We start from the raw sequence: 18112 nt of genomic DNA on the forward strand, positions 1-18112 counted from the left end.
CGATCGTGACGTGGCGAGGGCGGGCCGGGGTGTGCGGGGGTGTGCCGAGACGTGCGCGCGGGCGGTGCTCAGACCCCGCGGAAGCGGTTGATCGCCGTCTCGTGCCGGGCGCGCATCTCGTGGTCGAGCACGCCGAGGCCCTCCTCGGGTGCCAGGCAGAGGACGCCGACCTTGCCCTGGTGGGCGTTCTGGTGGACGTCGAGGGAGGCCTGGCCGACCTCGGCGAGCGGGTAGGTGCGCGAGAGGGTCGGGTGGATCCTGCCCTTGGCGATGAGGCGGTTGGCCTCCCACGACTCGCGGTAGTTGGCGAAGTGGCTGGAGATGATGCGCTTGAGGTTCATCCACAGGTAGCGGTTGTCGTACTCGTGCATGTAGCCCGACGTCGAGGCGCAGGTCGTGATGGTGCCGCCCTTGCGGGTGACGAAGACCGACGCACCGAACGTCTCGCGGCCCGGGTGCTCGAAGACGATGTCGATGTCCTCGCCGCCGGTCAGCTCACGGATGCGCGCGCCGAACCGCTTCCACTCCTTCGGGTCCTGCTGGGTGCCCTCGTCGTTCCAGAACCGGTAGTCCTCCTCGGAGCGGTTGATGATGAGCTCCGCGCCCATGCTGCGGGCGATGGCGGCCTTCTCCTCGTTGGAGACCACGCACACCGGCGTCGCGCCGCCGTTGAGGGCGTACTGGGTCGCGAAGCCGCCGAGCCCGCCGGAGGCACCCCAGATGAGGACGTTGTCGCCCTGCTTCATGTCGCCGCCGTTCTTGCTCACCAGCTGGCGGTACGCCGTGCAGTTGACGAGGCCGGGGGAGGCGGCCTCCTCCCACGTGAGGTGCTCAGGCTTGGGCATCAGCTGGTTGGCCTTGACCATCGCCACGTCGGCGAGGCCGCCGAAGTTGGTCTCGAAGCCCCAGATCCGCTGCTCGGTGTCCAGCATCGTGTCGTTGTGACCGTCGGGACCCTCGAGCTCGACCGAGAGGCAGTGCGCGACGACCCGGTCGCCGGGCTTCCAGCGGGTGACGCCGGGGCCGGTCTTGAGCACGACGCCGGACAGGTCGGAGCCGACGACGTGGTAGGGCAGGTCGTGGCGCTTGGTGAGCTCCGAGCTGCGGCCGTAGCGCTCGAGGAAGCCGAACGTGGAGACGGGCTCGAAGATCGAGGTCCACACCGTGTTGTAGTTGATGGCGGAGGCCATCACGGCGACGAAGGCCTCACCCGGGCCGAGCTCGGGGAGCGGGACCTCGTCGACGTGGAGCGACCTGCGCGGGTCCTTCTCCTTCGCCGTCAGGCCCTCGAACATGTCGACCTCGTCCTTCTTCACGAAGGCGGCGCGGTAGGACTCGGGGAGCTCCAGGGAGGCGAAGTCCTCCGTGGTGGCACTGCCGGACTGGATGGCGTCGAGGATGTTCTGCACGGCTGTCTCCTGGTGAGGCATCGGTGGCACGATCGGGGCAGCGTACCGGCGAGTAACCTTGCGCGGTCCGGGGTGTGAGATACGTCGCGTCGGTCGCCGGTCAGTGAGGTGAGGCGGCCGGCTCGACCAGCTCGACGAGCACCCCGCCGGCGTCCTTGGGGTGGACGAAGTTGACCCGGCTGCCCGCCGTGCCACGCCGCGGCGCGTCGTAGAGCAGGCGCAGCCCGCGCTCGCGCAGCACGGCGGCCGCGTGCTCCACGTCGTCGACCCGGAAGGCGAGCTGCTGCAGGCCCGGGCCGCTGCGGTCCAGGAACTTGGCGATGGTCGACTCCGGGGTCAGCGGCGCGAGGAGCTGCAGGCAGGAGCCGCTGGGGTTGGAGTCGGTGCCGCCGACGCCCACCATCGCCTCGCGCACGCCCTGCTCCTCGTTGACCTCCTCGTGCAGGACCTGCATGCCGTAGGTGTCGCGGTAGAACGCCAGGGCGACGTCGAGGTCGGGCACCGCGATGCCGACGTGGTCGATCGCCGTGAAGAGGTGCTGGACGTCGTCGGGCAGCGCGGGGGTGCTCATGGCAGCACATCGTGCACTCCGGGGCGGTGGCGCGCGAGGGGGTGTGACGTGTGCCTCACGGCGGCCGCCCGGCGCACCCTGCCGAAGGGGCCGGTGGCATGGGTATCGTCCGAGGAGGCCCCGGGGCAAGCACGCCCCGCCCGCTCGCTCGACCCCACGCTCGACCCCACGCTCGACCCCACTGCTCGACCGCACCCTGGAGGAAGCCCATGACCGGATCCGACGTCTCCGTCCTCGTCGCGGGGGCACGTACGCCGATCGGCCGCCTGCTCGGCGGCCTCAAGGACCAGACGGCCGCCGACCTCGGCGGTGTCGCGATCAAGGGCGCCCTCGAGAGGGCGGGCGTCACCGGTGACCAGGTCGACTACGTCATCATGGGCCAGGTCATCCAGGCCGGCGCCGGGCAGAACCCGGCCCGCACGGCCGCGGTCAAGGGCGGCATCCCGATGACGGTGCCGTCGATCACCATCAACAAGGTGTGCCTGTCCGGGCTCAACGCCATCGCGCTGGCCGACCAGCTCGTGCGCGCGGGCGAGTGCGACATCGTCGTCGCGGGCGGCATGGAGTCGATGACCAACGCGCCCCACTTCCTGCCCAAGTCGCGCGAGGGCGTGAAGTTCGGCGACGTCCAGCTCGTCGACTCGATGGCCTACGACGCGCTCTTCGACCAGTTCACCTCCCAGGCCATGGGCCTGCTCACCGAGGAGTGCAACGCGGCCGGCGCCAACCTCACCCGCGAGGAGCAGGACACCTTCGCCGCCTACTCCCACCAGAAGGCCGCCGTCGCCTGGAAGAACGGCGTCTTCGCCGACGAGGTGGTCCCCGTCGAGGTGCCTCAGCGCCGGGGCGAGCCGGTCGTGGTCAGCGAGGACGAGGGTGTGCGCGGCGACACCACCGTGGAGTCGCTCGCCAAGCTGCGCCCGGCCTTCAGCAAGGACGGCACCGTGACCGCGGGCTCCGCGTCGCAGATCTCCGACGGCGCCGCCGCCGTCGTCGTGATGAGCAAGGCCAAGGCCGAGGAGCTCGGCCTGACCTGGCTCGCCGAGATCGGCGCGCACGGCCAGGTCGCCGGTCCCGACTCGACCCTCCAGCTCCAGCCTGCGGCCGCGACGGCCAGGGCGTGCGAGAAGGAGGGCATCTCGCCGGCCGACCTCGACCTCGTCGAGTTCAACGAGGCCTTCGCCGCCGTGGGCATCTCCTCGGCCCGCGAGCTGGGCATCGAGGACGCCAAGGTCAACGTCAACGGCGGTGCGATCGCGCTGGGCCACCCGGTCGGCATGTCCGGCACCCGTGTCGTGCTGACCCTCGCGCTGGAGCTCAAGCGCCGCGGAGGCGGCGTCGGTGCCGCCGCGCTGTGCGGCGGTGGCGGCCAGGGCGACGCCCTGATCGTCCGCGTCCCCTCCTGATCGCGTGGGCGGGGCACGCGTGGGCGGACGGGGTGCCCCGGCGGTCCCCGACCTCGTCGCGCGTGCCCGTCAGGGCGACCCCGCCGCGGTCGCGCGACTGATCACGCTGGTCGAGGACGCCTCCCCGCTGCTGCGGGAGGTGATGTCGGCGCTGCGCGAGCACGTCGGCCGCGCGCACGTGCTGGGCATCACCGGGCCTCCCGGCGTCGGCAAGTCCACCTCGACCAACGTCCTCGTGGCCGGGATGCGCCGTGCCGGCCGGCGGGTGGGGGTGCTCGCCATCGACCCGTCGTCGCCGTTCTCCGGGGGAGCGCTGCTCGGTGACCGCGTGCGGATGGGCGACCACGCCCTCGACCGCGACGTCTTCATCCGCTCCATGGGTGCTCGCGGGCACCTGGGCGGGCTGGCCTGGTCGACGCCGCAGGCGGTGCGGGTGCTCGACGCCGCGGGCTGTGACGTGGTCGTCGTCGAGACCGTCGGCGTCGGGCAGAGCGAGGTCGAGGTCGCCGGCCTGGCCGACACCACCCTCGTGCTGGTGGCGCCCGGGATGGGCGACGGGATCCAGGCGGCCAAGGCCGGCATCCTGGAGATCGGTGACGTGTACGTCGTCAACAAGGCCGACCGCGACGGCGCGGACCGGACCCGCCGCGAGCTGCGGACGATGCTCTCGATGGCCGACCGGCCCGAGGGCGCGTGGCGACCGCCCGTGCTCCGGACCGTCGCCAGCACCGGCACGGGCATCGACGAGGTGCTGGCCGAGGTCGACCGGCACGCCGCCTGGCTCGCGGAGTCGGGCGAGCTCGCCCGTCGGCGTACGGCCCGGGCCCGCCGCGAGGTCGAGGCCATCGCGCTCGCCGCGCTCCGCGAGCGCTGGGGCGGGGCGGGTGGTCGGGGGGACCTCGACGGCCTGGCCGGCAGGGTGGCCGCCGGCGACGTCGACCCCTACGCGGCAGCCGACGAGCTGCTGGCTCAGGACTGAGCCGACAGCACCTCGCCGAGGTCCGCCGCGGCGCGGCGCGTCCACGCGTGGAGCAGGGGTGCGCTGACGCCTTCCGCGGTCACCGAGAGCAGGTGGTCGCCCGCCGCGTCGCCGGACACGCAGGCGATCACCGTGGTGCGCCCGTCCGCGCTGAGCTCGACGGCGTCGGGCACGGCACCGGGTGCGGATGCGGACGGGGAGGCGTGCTCGGCGAAGAGGCTGCCGGTCACCTGGGCGGCCCGGACGAGGTCGGCCCGGCCCAGCCCGTGGATCGCCACCGGGGCGCCGCCGGCGGTGCACAGCACGGCCGACGTCGGGGTGTCGATGTCACGCAGCACCTCGACGAGCTGGTCCCACAGCTCCTGGACCCGGGCGGCCTGCTCGGACTCGCGGGAGCGGACCTGCTGGCGGCGCAGGTGCGAGGCACGCCCCGCCCATCCGGCGCCGAGCCGGCGGGAGGGAGAGGAGATGAGTTCGGCGGTCATGGTGAGCACGTCCCTTCCGAGTGACGAGGAGCGACGGAGCCCGAGTCGGCCGATCAGCGCTTGTGGATGTCTTGTGGATGTTTGTGCACGAACCGTAACCGCGGCCCTCTCGGCGCGCGGGTGATTTCGGCATAAACCATCCGGATTGACCGGAGACCCGTGCCGGACGGGCTCGACCGATCGGTCAGCCGACGCGCAGCGTGTGCCCGGTGATCCGGGAGGCGGCACTGCTGGCGAGGAAGAGCGCGGCGTCGGCGACCGCGTCGCCGACCCGCTGCTGCTGGGTGCGGACGAGCGTGCCCCCGGCGACCCGGCTGCCGCCGACGGGGGCCGACGGGGCGTACTGGCGGGGCAGGACGGTGCGGGGTGCCTGCGTGACGGAGTTGACCCGGACGCCGAGCCCGGCCCACTGCTCGCCCGCGCGGGCGGTCGTGTCGACGAGCTGGGCGTGCGCGGCCTCGGGAGTCGAGGACAGCTCCAGCCAGGCGCGTACGGCGCCGGTGTTGACGACGCACCCGCCGCCGAGCGCCGGGCTCTTGCTGAGCTTGAGCCGCAGCCGGGTGGTGAGGAAGGTCGGCCCCAACAGGCCCGAGCGGACCGCCTCGGCGATGAAGGCCTGCTCGCCGGCGGGGAGGCCGAACGGCAGGTGGCACGACGCGGCGAGCACGAGCACGTCGATGTGGTCGACGAGCCCGACGAGGTTGTCGATCGAGTCCTGCCGGGCGAGGTTGACCGACTCGTAGTCGAAGGCCGACAGGTCGCTGTCGTAGAGGGACCGGAGCATCATCGTGCCGGTGACCGTCACGGACGCGCCCGAGGCGGCGAACGACGACGCGATGGTGTGGCCCTCGCCGCGCGTGCCGCCGACCACGAGGACCTGATAGCCCGTGAAGTCGTACGACCCCGATGTCGTCATGCCGTGGCGTCCCCTCCGTCGAGCTCCCGGCGCAAGTTCTACCACGCAGTAGGCGCGCCGAGATAGGCGAGCCGGTGCCCAGTTCGGCCACAGTCCGTCGGCCCCGCCTCAGCGGCGGGCCACACCGTCCCCAGCCGTCACTCCACCCTCACGGCGGACTCCACCGGAGCGTCCGGGACGGGGGCGACGCCCACCGCGCCGACATCGCGGACCGCGGCGAAGGTCCACAGCTTGTTGAGCACGAAGGACAGCGGCGTGACCAGGGCGATGACGATCAGCTGCGACCAGTAGAGCCGGCTGCGCAGCCCCGAGGAGTCGTCGAAGACGCTGCTGGGCAGGCTCACGGGCGAGCCGGGGTGCATCAGCGAGGTCAGCAGCGCCAGGCCGACGACCTGCCCGCCGAGGCCGACGACCAGGAACGGCCAGTACTCCGAGCGCCAGCTCGCCGCCCGGGTGCTCCGGAAGGTCCACGTGCGGTTGAGCTGGAAGTTCGCGAGGTTGGCGACGAGGAAGGCGAGCGTCGAGTACACGTGGTACCAGCGGAGGTTGTAGTCCGAGGACCCGAGCGCGACCACCGCGTCGTCGAAGTGGGGGCCGAGCTTGCGCAGCACGATGAGCGTGAGCATGTTGACGACCACGCCGGTCGCTCCGACCGCGCCGAAGCGGGCCAGCAGCGTGAGGTTGCGCCGATGGCGCGTCAGCAGCGCTGCTCCCCGAGAGGCCATGTCGTCGAGGCTACCGACCCGTGCCCGCCGGGCTGGCGCTTCTCCCTAGACTTTGGCCCATGACGCAGCAGCCGTTCAGCCGCCCAGGTGCCATCGACCTCTCCGGGCTGGGCAAGCCCGCCCCGCAGGCCCCGCAGCCCGCGCCGCGAGGCGCCGCCCCGACCCAGCCCGGTGCGCCGACCGGTGGCGGGTCGTCGTACACCGTGCTCGTCGACGAGCAGAGCTTCCAGGGCCTGCTCGAGCAGTCGATGGCGGCGCCGGTGCTCCTGGCGTTCTACTCCCGCACCCGGATGCCGGAGAGCGGGCAGCTCGCCGACGACCTCGCCACGGTCGTCGAGGAGCACGAGGGCCGCTACCTGCTCGGGCTGGTCGACATCGACGCGGTGCCGCAGATCGCGCAGGCGATGCAGATCCCGTCCATCCCGCTCGTGGTGGCCGTCGTCGACGGCCGGCCCATGCCGCTGCTGCAGGACGCGCTCCCGATCGCCGAGCTGCGCACGGCCCTGACCCAGGTCGGCCAGCAGCTCACCGCGCAGGGCGTCACCGGCCGGCACCAGCCGCGCTCGGTCGCGGCTCCCGCAGCCGAGGGTGATGAGGAGGCGGTGGACCCGCGCTACGCGCCCGCCCAGGACGCGCTCGCCGAGGGCGACATCGACCGCGCGGTCGCGGAGTACCAGAAGCTCGTGGACGCCAACCCGGCCGACGTCGAGGCGGCCGGCGGCCTCGCGATCGCCAAGGTCATGCAGCGCACCCAGGGCGTCGACCTCGCCCAGGCGCGCTCGGCCGCGGCCGACAACCCCGACGACGTCGACGCGCAGACGCTGGTGGCCGACCTCGACATGCTCGGCGGGCACGTCGAGGACGCCTTCACCCGGCTGGTCAACCTCGTCGCCCGCACCGCGGACCCCGAGCGGTCGAAGGCGCGCGACCACCTGCTCGGCCTGTTCGCCGCGGTCGGCAACGACGACCCGCGCGTGCTCGCGGGTCGACGCAACCTGGCCTCAGCGCTCTTCTGAGGGCCGCTTCTCGAGGATGGAGCGGCCGGCCTCGAGACGGGCGACCGGCACCCGGAACGGCGAGCACGAGACGTAGTTGAGCCCGATGCGGTCGAAGAAGTGCACCGACAGCGGGTCACCGCCGTGCTCGCCGCACACGCCGACCTTGAGGTCGGGCCGGGTCTCGCGGCCCTTCGCCGTTCCCATCTCGACCATGCCGCCGACGCCGCGCTGGTCGAGCGACTCGAACGGCGAGACGTCGAAGATCCCGTGCTCGAAGTAGCGCGAGAAGAACGACGACTCGACGTCGTCGCGGGAGAAGCCCCACGCCATCTGGGTGAGGTCGTTGGTGCCGAAGGAGAAGAAGTCGGCGGCCTTGGCGATCCGGTCGGCGAGGAACGCGGCCCGGGGCAGCTCGATCATCGTGCCGATCGAGATGTCGAGCGCGACGCCCTTGGCCTCCTCGACCTCGGCGATGACCTCCTCGATCTCGTGGCGGACGATCTCCAGCTCCCGCACGCTCGCCACCAGCGGCACCATGATCTCCGGGCGCGGCGTGCCGTGGGCGGCCATGCGGTCCGCCGCCGCCTCGGCGATCGCGCGGGCCTGCATCCGGAACAGGCCGGGGATCTGGATGCCGAGGCGCACGCCGCGCAGGCCCAGCATCGGGTTCTGCTCGTGGAGGCGCCGGACGTGCTTGAGGAGCGCTGCGTCGTGCTCGTCGACCGTGCCCCGCTCCTCGGCCAGCGCCACCTCGACGCTCAGCTCGGTGAGGTCGGGCAGGAACTCGTGCAGCGGCGGGTCGAGCAGCCGGATGGTGACCGGCAGGCCGTCCATGGCCTCGAGGATCTCGGTGAAGTCCTGGCGCTGCAGGGGGAGCAGCTCGGTGAGCGCGGCCTCCACGCCGGCCTCGTCCTCGGCGACGATGAGCTTCTCGACCAGCTCGCGGCGCTCGCCGAGGAACATGTGCTCGGTGCGGCACAGCCCGATGCCCTGGGCTCCGAAGCGCCGGGCGCGGGCGGCGTCGTCGGGGGTGTCGGCGTTGGTGCGGACCCGCAGCCGGCGGGCGCCGTCGGCGTGGGCCATGATCCGCGCCACGGCGTGCGCGAGGTCGTCGTCGAGCTTCTCGCCCTCGAAGTGGCGCACGACGACCGAGTCGGCGACGGGGACGGCGCCGGCGAACACCTCGCCGGTGGTGCCGTCGATCGAGATGACGTCACCCTCGCTGACGGTCTCGCCGTCGCGGACGGTGAACTGCTTGGCCTTGGTGTCGACGTCGAGGGACTCTGCGCCGCACACGCACGTACGCCCCATGCCGCGCGCCACGACGGCCGCGTGCGAGGTCTTGCCGCCGCGGCTGGTGAGGATGCCCTGCGCTGCGACCATGCCGCGCAGGTCGTCGGGGTTGGTCTCCTTGCGGACGAGGATGACGTCCTCGCCGCGCTCGGCCCACGCGACCGCGGTGTCGGAGTCGAAGACGGCCTTGCCGACGGCGGCGCCGGGGGAGGCGTTCATGCCCTTCGCGAGCAGCGTGCGCTCGGCCTCGGCGTCGAAGCGGGGGAACATCAGCTGGGCGAGCTGGTCGCCGGTGACCCGCAGCACCGCCTCGTCCATCTGGATCAGGCCCTCGTCGACCATGTGGATCGCGATCCGGAACGCGGCCTCGGGCGTGCGCTTGCCGACGCGGGTCTGGAGCATCCACAGCTTGCCGCGCTCGACGGTGAACTCGATGTCGCACATGTCGCGGTAGTGGCGCTCGAGCCGCGTCATGATCTCCAGCAGGTCGTCGTGCGACTGCCGGTCGATCTCGGCCATGTCGGCCAGGGAGACGGTGTTGCGGATCCCGGCCACGACGTCCTCGCCCTGCGCGTTCTGCAGGTAGTCGCCGTACTCGCCCTGCGCGCCGCTGGCCGGGTCGCGGGTGAAGGCGACGCCGGAGCCGGAGTCCATGCCGAAGTTGCCGAAGACCATCGCCTGCACGTTGACCGCCGTGCCGAGGTCCTCCGGGATCCGCTCCTGGCGGCGGTAGAGCCGGGCGCGGTCGGTGTTCCAGGAGTCGAAGACGGCGCGGATGGCGAGGTCCATCTGCTCGCGCGGGTCCTGGGGGAAGTCGCGGCCGGTGTCCTCGGCGATGATCGCCTTGAAGGCCTCGACCACGCCACGCAGGTCGTCGGCGTCGAGGTCGAGGTCGGACTCGGTGCCCTTGGCCTTCTTCACCTCGTCGAGCGCGTCTGAGAACCGCTCGCCGTCCACGTGGAGCACGGTGCCGCCGAACATCTGCAGCAGCCGGCGGTAGGAGTCCAGCGCGAACCGCTCGGACTCGCTGCGGGCCGCCAGGCCGCCGACGGAGACGTCGTTGAGCCCGACGTTGAGCACCGTCTCCATCATCCCGGGCATCGAGAACTTCGCGCCGGAGCGCACCGAGACCAGCAGCGGGTCTTCCGCGTCGCCGAGCTTCTTGCCCATCGCCTCCTCGAGCGCGGCCAGGTGCTCGCTGACCTCCTCCGCGAGGCCCTCGGGCTCATCACCCTCGCCCGTCTCCTTCAGGGCGAGGTAGGCCCGGCAGGTCTCGGTCGAGATCGTGAAGCCCGGCGGCACCGGAAGGCCGAGGCGCGTCATCTCGGCGAGGTTGGCTCCCTTGCCGCCCAGGAGGTCCTTCTGGTCCTTGCTTCCCTCTGCGAACTCGTAGACCCAGGTCATGCAAGGCATCCTGCCTCAGCGACCGGACTCCGTATACGGCTGAGCGCCGGAGACGGCCGCGCGGACGCGGCGGGCCGTGAAGTCGGCGGCGAGCTCGTCGACCTCGTCGAGGGTGCAGAACCGCACGTCGCGGATCTCGCGCTCCTGCATGACCACGTCCGCGAGGACGGTGGGCTCGTGCGTGCCCCCGTCGAAGACCAGGCAGACCGCGTCGTCCCAGCCGCCCCACGGTGGCAGCCAGTCGGTGAGCACGAGATCGCCGGGCTCGATGACGAGGCCGAGCTCCTCCTCGACCTCGCGCTGCACGGCCAGCCGGGGCGACTCGCCGACCTCCACGACCCCGCCGGGCAGGTCCCAGTCCCGCTTGTAGGTCAGCTGGCACAGCAGGACCCGGCCCTGGGGATCGCGCACGAGCATCTGCGAGATGGCGCGCTTGCGGGGCAGGAAGGAGTTGAGCAGCGACCGGAACCCCTCCGGCTGGTCCACCGGCTGGTCGTCGCGCACCCGGGCGTACACGACCCGGTCGGCGACCTCGCCGTCCACGGTGAGCCCGCGGCTCACGCCTTCCTTGAGCAGGCCCGCCCACGTCGCCGCGCGCTGCGCGCCGCGGTCGTCGAGCGGCACCAGCGCCTCGACGCGGCTGTGCTCGACGAGCGCCGTCGCGACCTCGCGACGCAGCGCGTCGACCGTCGGTTCGCCCTGCCACTGGATCCGGGCCACGCCCTCGGCCACGGTCGTCACGTCGATCAGGTCACCCACCCGGCCACCCTAACGAGAGGTGGGTCGGGGGCCGTGTCCCCGCCTGTCCGTCCGACGATCAGGCGTCCCGGCGGAACCACACCGTGGCGAGCGGCGGCACCACGATGTCGGCGTACGCCGGCTGGCCGAGGTGGTCGCCCGCGGTGGCGGTGATCGAGCCGAGGTTGCCCACGCCGGAGCCGTGGTAGACCTCCGCGTCCGTGTTGAGGACCTCCGACCACGTGCCTTCCGACGGGAGCCCGAGGCGGTAGCCCTCGTGCGGGGTGCCGGCGAAGTTGGCCACGCAGACCAGGTCGGGGTGGCCGGGTGCCTTCCGCACGAACGAGAAGACGTTGCGGCCCGCGTCGTTGGCGTCGATCCACGCGAAGCCGGCGGGGTCGCTGTCGCGGCCCCAGAGGGCCCCGGACGCGGCGTAGGCGGCGTTCATGTCGCGCACCATGGCGTGGACGCCGGCGTGCTCGGGGTGCTCGAGCAGCCACCAGTCCAGCTCGCGGCTCTCGGCCCACTCGGACTCCTGGCCGAACTCGCAGCCCATGAACAGCAGCTGCTTGCCGGGGTGGGCCCACATGTAGGCGAGGTAGGCCCGCAGGTTGGCCAGCTGCTTCCAGCGGTCCCCGGGCATCTTGCGCAGCAGCGAGCCCTTGCCGTGCACGACCTCGTCGTGGCTGATGGGCAGGACGTAGTTCTCCGCGTAGGCGTAGACGAGGGAGAACGTCATCGCGCCGTGGTGGTGGCTGCGGTAAAGCGGGTCCTTGGCGACGTAGTCGAGCGAGTCGTGCATCCAGCCCATGTTCCACTTGAAGCCGAACCCGAGGCCGCCCTGGCTGGTCGGCCCGGTGACGCCCGGCCACGCCGTGGACTCCTCGGCGATGGTGACGATGCCGGGGACCCGCTTGTAGACCGTGGCGTTCATCTCCTGGAGGAACTGCACGGCCTCGAGGTTCTCCCGCCCGCCGTGCTTGTTGGGCGACCACTCGCCGTGCTCGCGGGCGTAGTCGAGGTAGAGCATCGAGGCGACGCCGTCCACGCGGAGGCCGTCGGCGTGGTACTCCTCGAGCCAGAACACCGCGTTGGCATAGAGGAAGTTGCGGACCTCGTTGCGCCCGAAGTTGAAGATGTGGGAGCCCCACTCCTTGTGCCAGCCGCGCTGGGGGTTGGGGTCCTCGTAGAGCGGCGTTCCGTCGAAGCGGGCCAGCGCCCACTCGTCGGTGGCGAAGTGACCGGGCACCCAGTCGAGGATGACGCCGACGCCGGCCTGGTGCAGCCGGTCGATGAGGCGCTTGAGCCCGTCGGGGTCGCCGAAGCGCGAGTCCGCGGCGAAGTAGGACGTGACGTGGTAGCCCCACGAGCCGCCGAACGGGTGCTGCATCACCGGCATGAGCTCCACGTGCGTGAAGCCGAGGTCGGAGACGTACGGCACCAGCGCGTCGGCGATCTCGTCCCACGAGTAGAGCTCGCCGGAGTAGTGCTTGCGCCACGAGGCGAGGTGCACCTCGTAGACCGACATGGCCTCCTCGACCGGCTTCTTGTCGCGCCGGGCCTCGAGCCACGCGTCGTCGCCCCACTCGTGCTCGGAGCGCCACACGATCGACGCCGAGCTCGGCGGCTTCTCGGCGAACTGGGCGAGCGGGTCGGCGCGGTCGCCCCACTGGCCGTCGGCGCCGCGCAGGCGGTACTTGTAGTGCGCGCCCACCCCGACGCCGTCGACGTGGACGTGCCACACGCCCGAGCCGTCGAGCTTCGTCATGGGGTGGGCCGAGCCGTCCCAGCCGGCCCACTCGCCGGCGACCTGGACCTCGAGCGCGTTGGGGGCCCAGACGCGGAACGACGTGCCCGCGTCGGTGACCTGGGCGCCGAGGACGGTCCACAGCTCCTCGTGCCGCCCCTCGCCGATGAGGTGCAGGTCGAGCTCGCCGGGGGCGTGCGGGACGACGTCCTTGCTGGCGGTCGCCGTCGGGCTCGTCTTCGGGCTCTTCTTCGGGGTCTCGGTCACTTGGCTTCTCCCAGCGCTGCCAGCGGGATGGAGATCCATCCCGGTCGGTTGCGTGCTTCGTAGACGGCCTCGTAGACGACCTTGTCGGCGAGGTAGGCGTCGAGGAGCGTCGACGCCGCAGCGCCCAGCTCCTCACCGCGCTCCGCGGTGTAGGCGTCGAGGAAGGCGGCACGGTTGCGTGCCGACCACTCCGCTGCCCGGTAGTCGCGCTGGTCGGCCTCGGCGCCGGGCTCGAGCCCGCCGCCGGTGAGGGCCACCACGCGCGGGGCGTAGTCGAAGGACCGGATCATCCCGGCCACGTCGCGCCACACCGAGTCGGGCCTGAGCCGCTCGGCGAGCGGCTTGGCGGGCTCGCCCTCGAAGTCGACGATCTTCCAGCCGCGCGCGGTGCGCAGCGTCTGGCCGAGGTGCAGGTCGCCGTGGACCTGCTGGACCTCGATGCCGTCGAGCTCGCGGAGGCGGCCGAAGGTCTCGCGCAGCCCGGTCGCGAAGGGCGCGAGGTCGGGTACGACGTCGAGCGCGGCGTCGAGGCGACCCTCCATCGCCGCGGCCAGGTCACCCACCGCCGCGGCGTCGGGGTGCTCGACCGGGAAGTGCTGCGCGAGGTCGGCGTGCACCTCCGCGAGCGCCGTGCCCAGGCGGGCCGCCTCACCGGCGAAGTCGCCGCCGACCTCGTCGGCGTGCAGGTCGGCCTCGGCGAACAGGTTGCGGACGCTGGCGAGGGCGAGGTCCCAGCCGTCGCTCGCCGTGCGCAGGAACTGCTGCAGCATCGCGAGCTGGATGGTGGTGTTGGTCTCCTCGTCGACGAGGTCCAACCAGCCGTAGAGGGAGGCGACGTGGGTGGATCCGGCCTCGGTGAGGACCTGGTGGATCGCGATGTCGGGGTTGACGCCGGGCGTGACCTTGCGGAACACCTTCATCAGCGCGTCCTCGCCGAACGCCACCGAGGAGTTGGACTGCTCGCCGGAGAAGAGCGTCGAGTGGGCCTCGAGGTCGAGGTCGTGCCCGGGCAGGCTGTGGAAGTCGAGCACGCCGCGGGCCGTGCTCGTCGGGGGAGCGGCGAAGGCGCGCAGCCACAGCGCCATGGCCTGCTTGTCGTGCAGCGCGTCGTAGACGTGGACGTGGCCGAAGTCCTCGTCGTCCCACTCGCCGACCTGCGCGTGATCGAGCCGCTCCTGCGGCTCGGAGTAGTAGGCCAGCGGCAGCTGGTAGAGCTCGGTGTCCCCGGCGGACCCGGCGTCGTCGCCCGCCGCGTCGTCCGACGGGGGCGAGGAGTACGTCACCTCGGCCAGCTCGATGGCGACCCGCAGCCCCTCGGGGGCGTCGGGCAGCTCACCCGCGCGGCGCGTGCCGGTCAGCGACCAGGCGCGTCCCTTGCCGCCGAACCAGCGGGCCTCGGCGATCCAGTCCTGCAGTGCGTCGTTCATGATCCCTCCACTCCCGAGGTCGTCGGCTCGGTCAGCCTGAGCCACAGGAAGCCGTAGCCACCCAGCGTCAGCAGGTAGGACAGCTCGCCGATGGCGGGGAACGGGACCCCGCCGAGCAGCTCGATCGGGACCATGCCCTCCCAGTGGCGCAGGTCGAGCTCGACCGGCTGGGGGAAGCGGGACAGGTTGTTGACGCAGAGGATCACGTCGCGACCGTTGGGCCCGTCGTGCTCGCGGATGTAGGACAGCACGCTCGGGTTGGAGCCGCCGAGGTCGACGAAGTCGCCGAGCCCGAAGGCCGGGTGGCGGCGCCGCGCGTGCACGAGCCGGCGGGTCCAGTGCAGCAGCGAGGACGTGTTCTCCAGCTGCGCCTCGACGTTGACCGACTGGTAGCCGTAGACCGGGTCCTGGATCGCCGGCAGGTGGAGCTTGCCGGGCGTGGCGGAGGAGAAGCCCGCGTTGCGGTCGGGCGTCCACTGCATCGGCGTACGCACGCCGTCGCGGTCACCGAGCCAGATGTTGTCGCCCATCCCGATCTCGTCGCCGTAGTAGAGGACCGGCGAGCCGGGCAGGGACAGCAGGAGCGCGGTGAAGAGCTCCATCCGGTTGACGTCGTTGTCGAGCAGCGGCGCGAGGCGGCGGCGGATGCCGATGTTGGCCTTCATCCGCGGGTCGTGGGCGTACTCCGACCACATGTAGTCGCGGTCCTCGTCGGTGACCATCTCCAGGGTCAGCTCGTCGTGGTTGCGCAGGAAGATGCCCCACTGGCAGCCGTCCGGGATGGCCGGCGTCTGCTCGAGGATCTCCGAGATCGGGAAGCGCGACTCGCGGCGCACCGCCATGAAGATGCGCGGCATCACCGGGAAGTGGAAGGCCATGTGGCACTCGGTGCCGACCCAGCGGCCGTCCTCGGTCTCCTCGGGCCCGAAGTACTCCACCACGTCGGCGGGCCACTGGTTCGCCTCGCACAGCAGCACGCGGCCGGGGTAGTGCTCGTCGACGAAGCGGCGGCACTTCTTGAGGAACTCGTGGGTCTCCGGCAGGTTCTCGCCGTTGGTGCCGGGCCGCTCGTAGAGGTAGGGCACGGCGTCGAGGCGGAAGCCGTCGAGGCCCATGTCGAGCCAGAACGCCATCGCGTCCAGCATCGCGTCGTGGACCTCGGGGTTGTCGAAGTTGAGGTCCGGCTGGTGGTGGAAGAAGCGGTGCCAGAAGTACTGCTGGCGCACCGGGTCCCACGTCCAGTTGGACGGCTCGGTGTCGACGAAGATCACCCGGGCGTCCTGGTAGAGCTCGTCGGTGTCGGACCAGACGTAGAAGTCGCCGTAGGGGCCCTCGGGATCGCTGCGGCTGGCCTGGAACCACGGGTGGGCGTCACTCGTGTGGTTCATGACGAAGTCGATGATCACCCGGATGCCGCGCTGGTGGCAGGCGTCGATGAACTCGTGGAAGTCCTCGACCGTGCCGCACTCGGGGAGGATGTTGTTGTAGTCGGCGACGTCGTAGCCGCCGTCGCGCAGGGGCGAGGTGAAGAACGGCGGCACCCACAGGCAGTCGACGCCGAGCCACTCGAGGTAGTCGAGCTTCTCGATCAGGCCCTTGAAGTCACCGGTGCCGTCGGCGTTGGAGTCGCGGAACGACCGGACCAGGACCTCGTAGAAGACAGCCGTCCTGAACCACTCCGGCTCCGCGTTGAGCACGGCGGTCGCCGCTCCGGCGTCCGTCGGCATCTGGGCTGAGGTGGGGTGGTCGGTCAACTGGTCCTCCTGACGGTGATGACGTGGGCAGGTTCGTAACCGGGGTCGAGCCGGACGTAGTTGTGCTGGCTCCAGCTCCAGTCCTCGCCGGTGATCTCGTCGTGGGCGACGAACGAGTCGTGCCAGCCCAGGCCGAGCGCGCCCATGTCGAGGTGGATGATCGTCTCGCGGGTCCCGTGGGGGTCGAGGTTGATGACGCTGATGACCACGTCCTCGCTGCCGTCGGGCAGCGTGTGGCGCTTGCTGAAGACGAGCACTTGGTCGTCCTCGCTGGAGTGGATGCTGACGTTGCGCAGCAGCTGCAGCGCGGGGTGCTGGCGGCGGATCTCGTTGAGCCGGGTGAGGTAGGGCGCCAGCGTCGTGCCCTCCGCGTCGTGCCGGGCCCAGTCGCGGATCCGGACCTGGTACTTCTCGGAGTCGAGGTACTCCTCCGACCCGGGCTTCACCGCCACGTGCTCGAACAGCTCGTAGCCGGCGTAGACGCCCCAGCTCGGCGACCCGGTGGCCGCCAGGGCCGCGCGGACCTTGAACGCGGCGGGACCGCCGTACTGCAGGTAGGCGTGGAGGATGTCGGGGGTGTTGACGAAGAAGTTGGGCCGCATCAGGTGGTCGGACTCGTGGGAGACCTCGACGAGGTAGTCCTCGATCTCCCGCTTGCCCGTGCGCCACGTGAAGTAGGTGTAGCTCTGGTGGTAGCCGACGGCGCCGAGGCCGTGCATCATCGCTGGCTTGGTGAACGCCTCCGACAGGAACAGGACGTCCGGGTCCGTGCGCCGCACCTCGGCCAGCAGCCACTCCCAGAACGCGAGCGGCTTGGTGTGGGGGTTGTCGACGCGGAAGATCCGCACGCCGTGGGAGATCCACAGCTTGACGATCCGCAGCACCTCGCGGCAGATGCCGGCCGGGTCGTTGTCGAAGTTGATCGGGTAGATGTCCTGGTACTTCTTCGGCGGGTTCTCGGCGAAGGCGATGGTGCCGTCGGCGCGCGTGGTGAAGAACTGCGGGTGGGTGGTCACCCACGGGTGGTCCGGCGCCGCCTGCAGCGCCAGGTCGAGGGCCACCTCGAGGCCGAGCTCGCCCGCGCGGGCCACGAAGGCGTCGAAGTCCTCGAACGTGCCGAGGTCGGGGTGGATGGCGTCGTGGCCGCCGTCCTTGCTGCCGATGGCCCACGGTGAGCCGGGGTCGTCCGGACCGGGGGTGAGGGTGTTGTTGGGGCCCTTGCGGTTGACCTCGCCGATCGGGTGGATCGGCGGCAGGTAGAGCACGTCGAAGCCCATCTCCGCGACGCGCTCCAGCCGCTCGGTCGCCGTGCGGAACGTGCCGGAGGTGACCTTGCCGGTCTTCTCGTCACGGGTGGCGCCCTCGGAGCGCGGGAAGAACTCGTACCAGCTGCCGAAGAGGGCGCGCACCCGGTCGGCGCGGAACCGGAAGGGACCGCTCACCGACAGCAGCTCACGCAGCGGGTGCGCGAGCAGCACGGCGTCGAGCGCGGGGTCCTGCAGCGCCGCGAGGCGGGCGGCGACGGGGCGCTCCTGGTCGCTGGCGGCGGCGATGCCGCTGGCCACCAGCGCCTTGTCGGCCTTGTCGAGCTTGTCGGGGCCGGTGCCGGCCGCGACCCGCTCGAGGAGCAGCCGCGCCTCGGTGAACATGAGCTCCACGTCGACACCCGCGGGGATCTTGATGCCGGCGTCGTGCTGCCAGGTGGCGATCGGGTCGGACCACGACTGGACCTCGAAGGTCCACTCGCCCTCGACGTCGGGGGTGACGTGGGCGACGTACTGGTTGGGCTCCTCGCCGTAGGGCCACATACGTACGGGGGCCCGGCGCCGGCCTGCCGGGTCGATGGCGACGACCTCCGCGCCGAGCTGGTCGTGGCCCTCGCGGAACACCGCCGCCCGCACCGGCATCGGTTCGCCCACGGTGGCCTTGGCCGAGAGCCGACTGAGGTCGACGACGGGGGAAACATCCATCACGGGTATGCGTCCAACCATGC

General features: G+C 71.6%; 14 protein-coding genes. 3 read left to right on the forward strand and 11 right to left on the reverse strand.

The window, feature by feature from the left end:
- Positions 1-68: 68 nt before the first annotated feature.
- Together ccrA and mce are read right to left on the reverse strand one after the other, a co-directional pair.
- Positions 69-1409, reverse strand: a complete 1341-nt coding sequence (gene ccrA / locus HN031_RS14175) for a crotonyl-CoA carboxylase/reductase (protein ID WP_172270877.1) — start codon at positions 1407-1409, stop codon at positions 69-71.
- Positions 1410-1509: 100 nt separating this feature from the next.
- Entirely contained in the window at positions 1510-1980 is a 471-nt protein-coding gene (mce, locus tag HN031_RS14180) for a methylmalonyl-CoA epimerase (RefSeq protein WP_172270879.1), read from the reverse strand.
- Positions 1981-2189: 209 nt separating this feature from the next.
- Between mce and HN031_RS14185 the strand changes: the two genes are divergently transcribed.
- Both HN031_RS14185 and meaB read left to right on the forward strand, forming a co-directional pair.
- On the forward strand, positions 2190-3386 hold the full coding sequence (locus HN031_RS14185) for an acetyl-CoA C-acetyltransferase (RefSeq protein ID WP_172270881.1): 1197 nt from the start codon (positions 2190-2192) through the stop codon (positions 3384-3386).
- 19 nt (positions 3387-3405) lie between these two features.
- Positions 3406-4365 (forward strand): methylmalonyl Co-A mutase-associated GTPase MeaB, encoded by a 960-nt coding sequence (meaB, locus tag HN031_RS14190; protein WP_172270883.1) that lies wholly within the window; start codon positions 3406-3408, stop codon positions 4363-4365.
- On the opposite strand, the gene HN031_RS14195 is transcribed toward meaB, so the two are convergent.
- From HN031_RS14195 to HN031_RS14205, 3 genes are all read right to left on the reverse strand, one after another.
- A complete protein-coding gene (locus tag HN031_RS14195; RefSeq protein ID WP_172270885.1) occupies positions 4356-4850 on the reverse strand; it encodes a hypothetical protein in 495 nt (164 codons plus the stop codon). The two genes, meaB and HN031_RS14195, sit on opposite strands and share 10 nt — an antisense overlap.
- Before the next feature lie 184 nt (positions 4851-5034).
- Positions 5035-5766, reverse strand: coding sequence for an SDR family oxidoreductase (locus HN031_RS14200; RefSeq protein WP_172270887.1), 732 nt, complete (start codon positions 5764-5766; stop codon positions 5035-5037).
- Positions 5767-5903: 137 nt separating this feature from the next.
- The gene (locus HN031_RS14205; RefSeq protein ID WP_172270889.1) at positions 5904-6491 is read right to left on the reverse strand and encodes a GtrA family protein; all 588 of its coding nucleotides are present in this window, start codon (positions 6489-6491) and stop codon (positions 5904-5906) included.
- 59 nt (positions 6492-6550) lie between these two features.
- On the opposite strand from HN031_RS14205, the gene HN031_RS14210 reads away from it, so the two are divergent.
- The gene (locus HN031_RS14210) at positions 6551-7507 is read left to right on the forward strand and encodes a tetratricopeptide repeat protein (RefSeq protein ID WP_172270891.1); all 957 of its coding nucleotides are present in this window, start codon (positions 6551-6553) and stop codon (positions 7505-7507) included.
- Here HN031_RS14210 and ppdK read toward each other — a convergent pair.
- From ppdK to HN031_RS14240, 6 genes are read right to left on the reverse strand one after another with little or no spacing between them, the layout of a single operon-like run.
- Entirely contained in the window at positions 7493-10186 is a 2694-nt protein-coding gene (gene ppdK / locus HN031_RS14215) for a pyruvate, phosphate dikinase (protein ID WP_172270893.1), read from the reverse strand. The two genes, HN031_RS14210 and ppdK, sit on opposite strands and share 15 nt — an antisense overlap.
- A 15-nt stretch (positions 10187-10201) precedes the next feature.
- On the reverse strand, positions 10202-10945 hold the full coding sequence (locus HN031_RS14220) for an NUDIX hydrolase (RefSeq protein ID WP_172270895.1): 744 nt from the start codon (positions 10943-10945) through the stop codon (positions 10202-10204).
- Between the two features lie 58 nt (positions 10946-11003).
- Complete coding sequence (gene glgB, locus HN031_RS14225; RefSeq protein WP_367650767.1) at positions 11004-12938, reverse strand: 1,4-alpha-glucan branching protein GlgB; 1935 nt, start codon at positions 12936-12938, stop codon at positions 11004-11006.
- On the reverse strand, positions 12935-14365 hold the full coding sequence (locus tag HN031_RS14230) for a hypothetical protein (RefSeq protein ID WP_172270899.1): 1431 nt from the start codon (positions 14363-14365) through the stop codon (positions 12935-12937). Before HN031_RS14230 ends, glgB begins: the two co-directional genes overlap by 4 nt.
- Positions 14362-16092: a maltose alpha-D-glucosyltransferase gene (gene treS / locus HN031_RS14235; protein WP_172271730.1), complete on the reverse strand. Its 1731-nt coding sequence runs from the start codon at positions 16090-16092 to the stop codon at positions 14362-14364. Before treS ends, HN031_RS14230 begins: the two co-directional genes overlap by 4 nt.
- A gap of 23 nt (positions 16093-16115) precedes the next feature.
- Positions 16116-18110, reverse strand: a complete 1995-nt coding sequence (locus tag HN031_RS14240) for an alpha-1,4-glucan--maltose-1-phosphate maltosyltransferase (RefSeq protein WP_172270901.1) — start codon at positions 18108-18110, stop codon at positions 16116-16118.
- Positions 18111-18112: the final 2 nt, after the last annotated feature.

The sequence above is a fragment of the Nocardioides sp. zg-1308 genome (assembly GCF_013155375.1).
Classification (GTDB): Bacteria; Actinomycetota; Actinomycetes; order Propionibacteriales; family Nocardioidaceae; genus Nocardioides; species Nocardioides renjunii.

Coding starts and splice junctions, on each gene's coding strand:
- HN031_RS14210 (WP_172270891.1), top strand. CDS start 6,551: ATGACGCAGCAGCCGTTCAGCCGCCCAGGTGCCATCGACCTCTCCGGG.
- ppdK (WP_172270893.1), bottom strand. CDS start 10,186: ATGACCTGGGTCTACGAGTTCGCAGAGGGAAGCAAGGACCAGAAGGAC.
- HN031_RS14195 (WP_172270885.1), bottom strand. CDS start 4,850: ATGACCGCCGAACTCATCTCCTCTCCCTCCCGCCGGCTCGGCGCCGGA.
- HN031_RS14230 (WP_172270899.1), bottom strand. CDS start 14,365: ATGAACGACGCACTGCAGGACTGGATCGCCGAGGCCCGCTGGTTCGGC.
- HN031_RS14185 (WP_172270881.1), top strand. CDS start 2,190: ATGACCGGATCCGACGTCTCCGTCCTCGTCGCGGGGGCACGTACGCCG.
- HN031_RS14240 (WP_172270901.1), bottom strand. CDS start 18,110: ATGGTTGGACGCATACCCGTGATGGATGTTTCCCCCGTCGTCGACCTC.
- mce (WP_172270879.1), bottom strand. CDS start 1,980: ATGAGCACCCCCGCGCTGCCCGACGACGTCCAGCACCTCTTCACGGCG.
- treS (WP_172271730.1), bottom strand. CDS start 16,092: ATGCCGACGGACGCCGGAGCGGCGACCGCCGTGCTCAACGCGGAGCCG.
- HN031_RS14200 (WP_172270887.1), bottom strand. CDS start 5,766: ATGACGACATCGGGGTCGTACGACTTCACGGGCTATCAGGTCCTCGTG.
- HN031_RS14205 (WP_172270889.1), bottom strand. CDS start 6,491: ATGGCCTCTCGGGGAGCAGCGCTGCTGACGCGCCATCGGCGCAACCTC.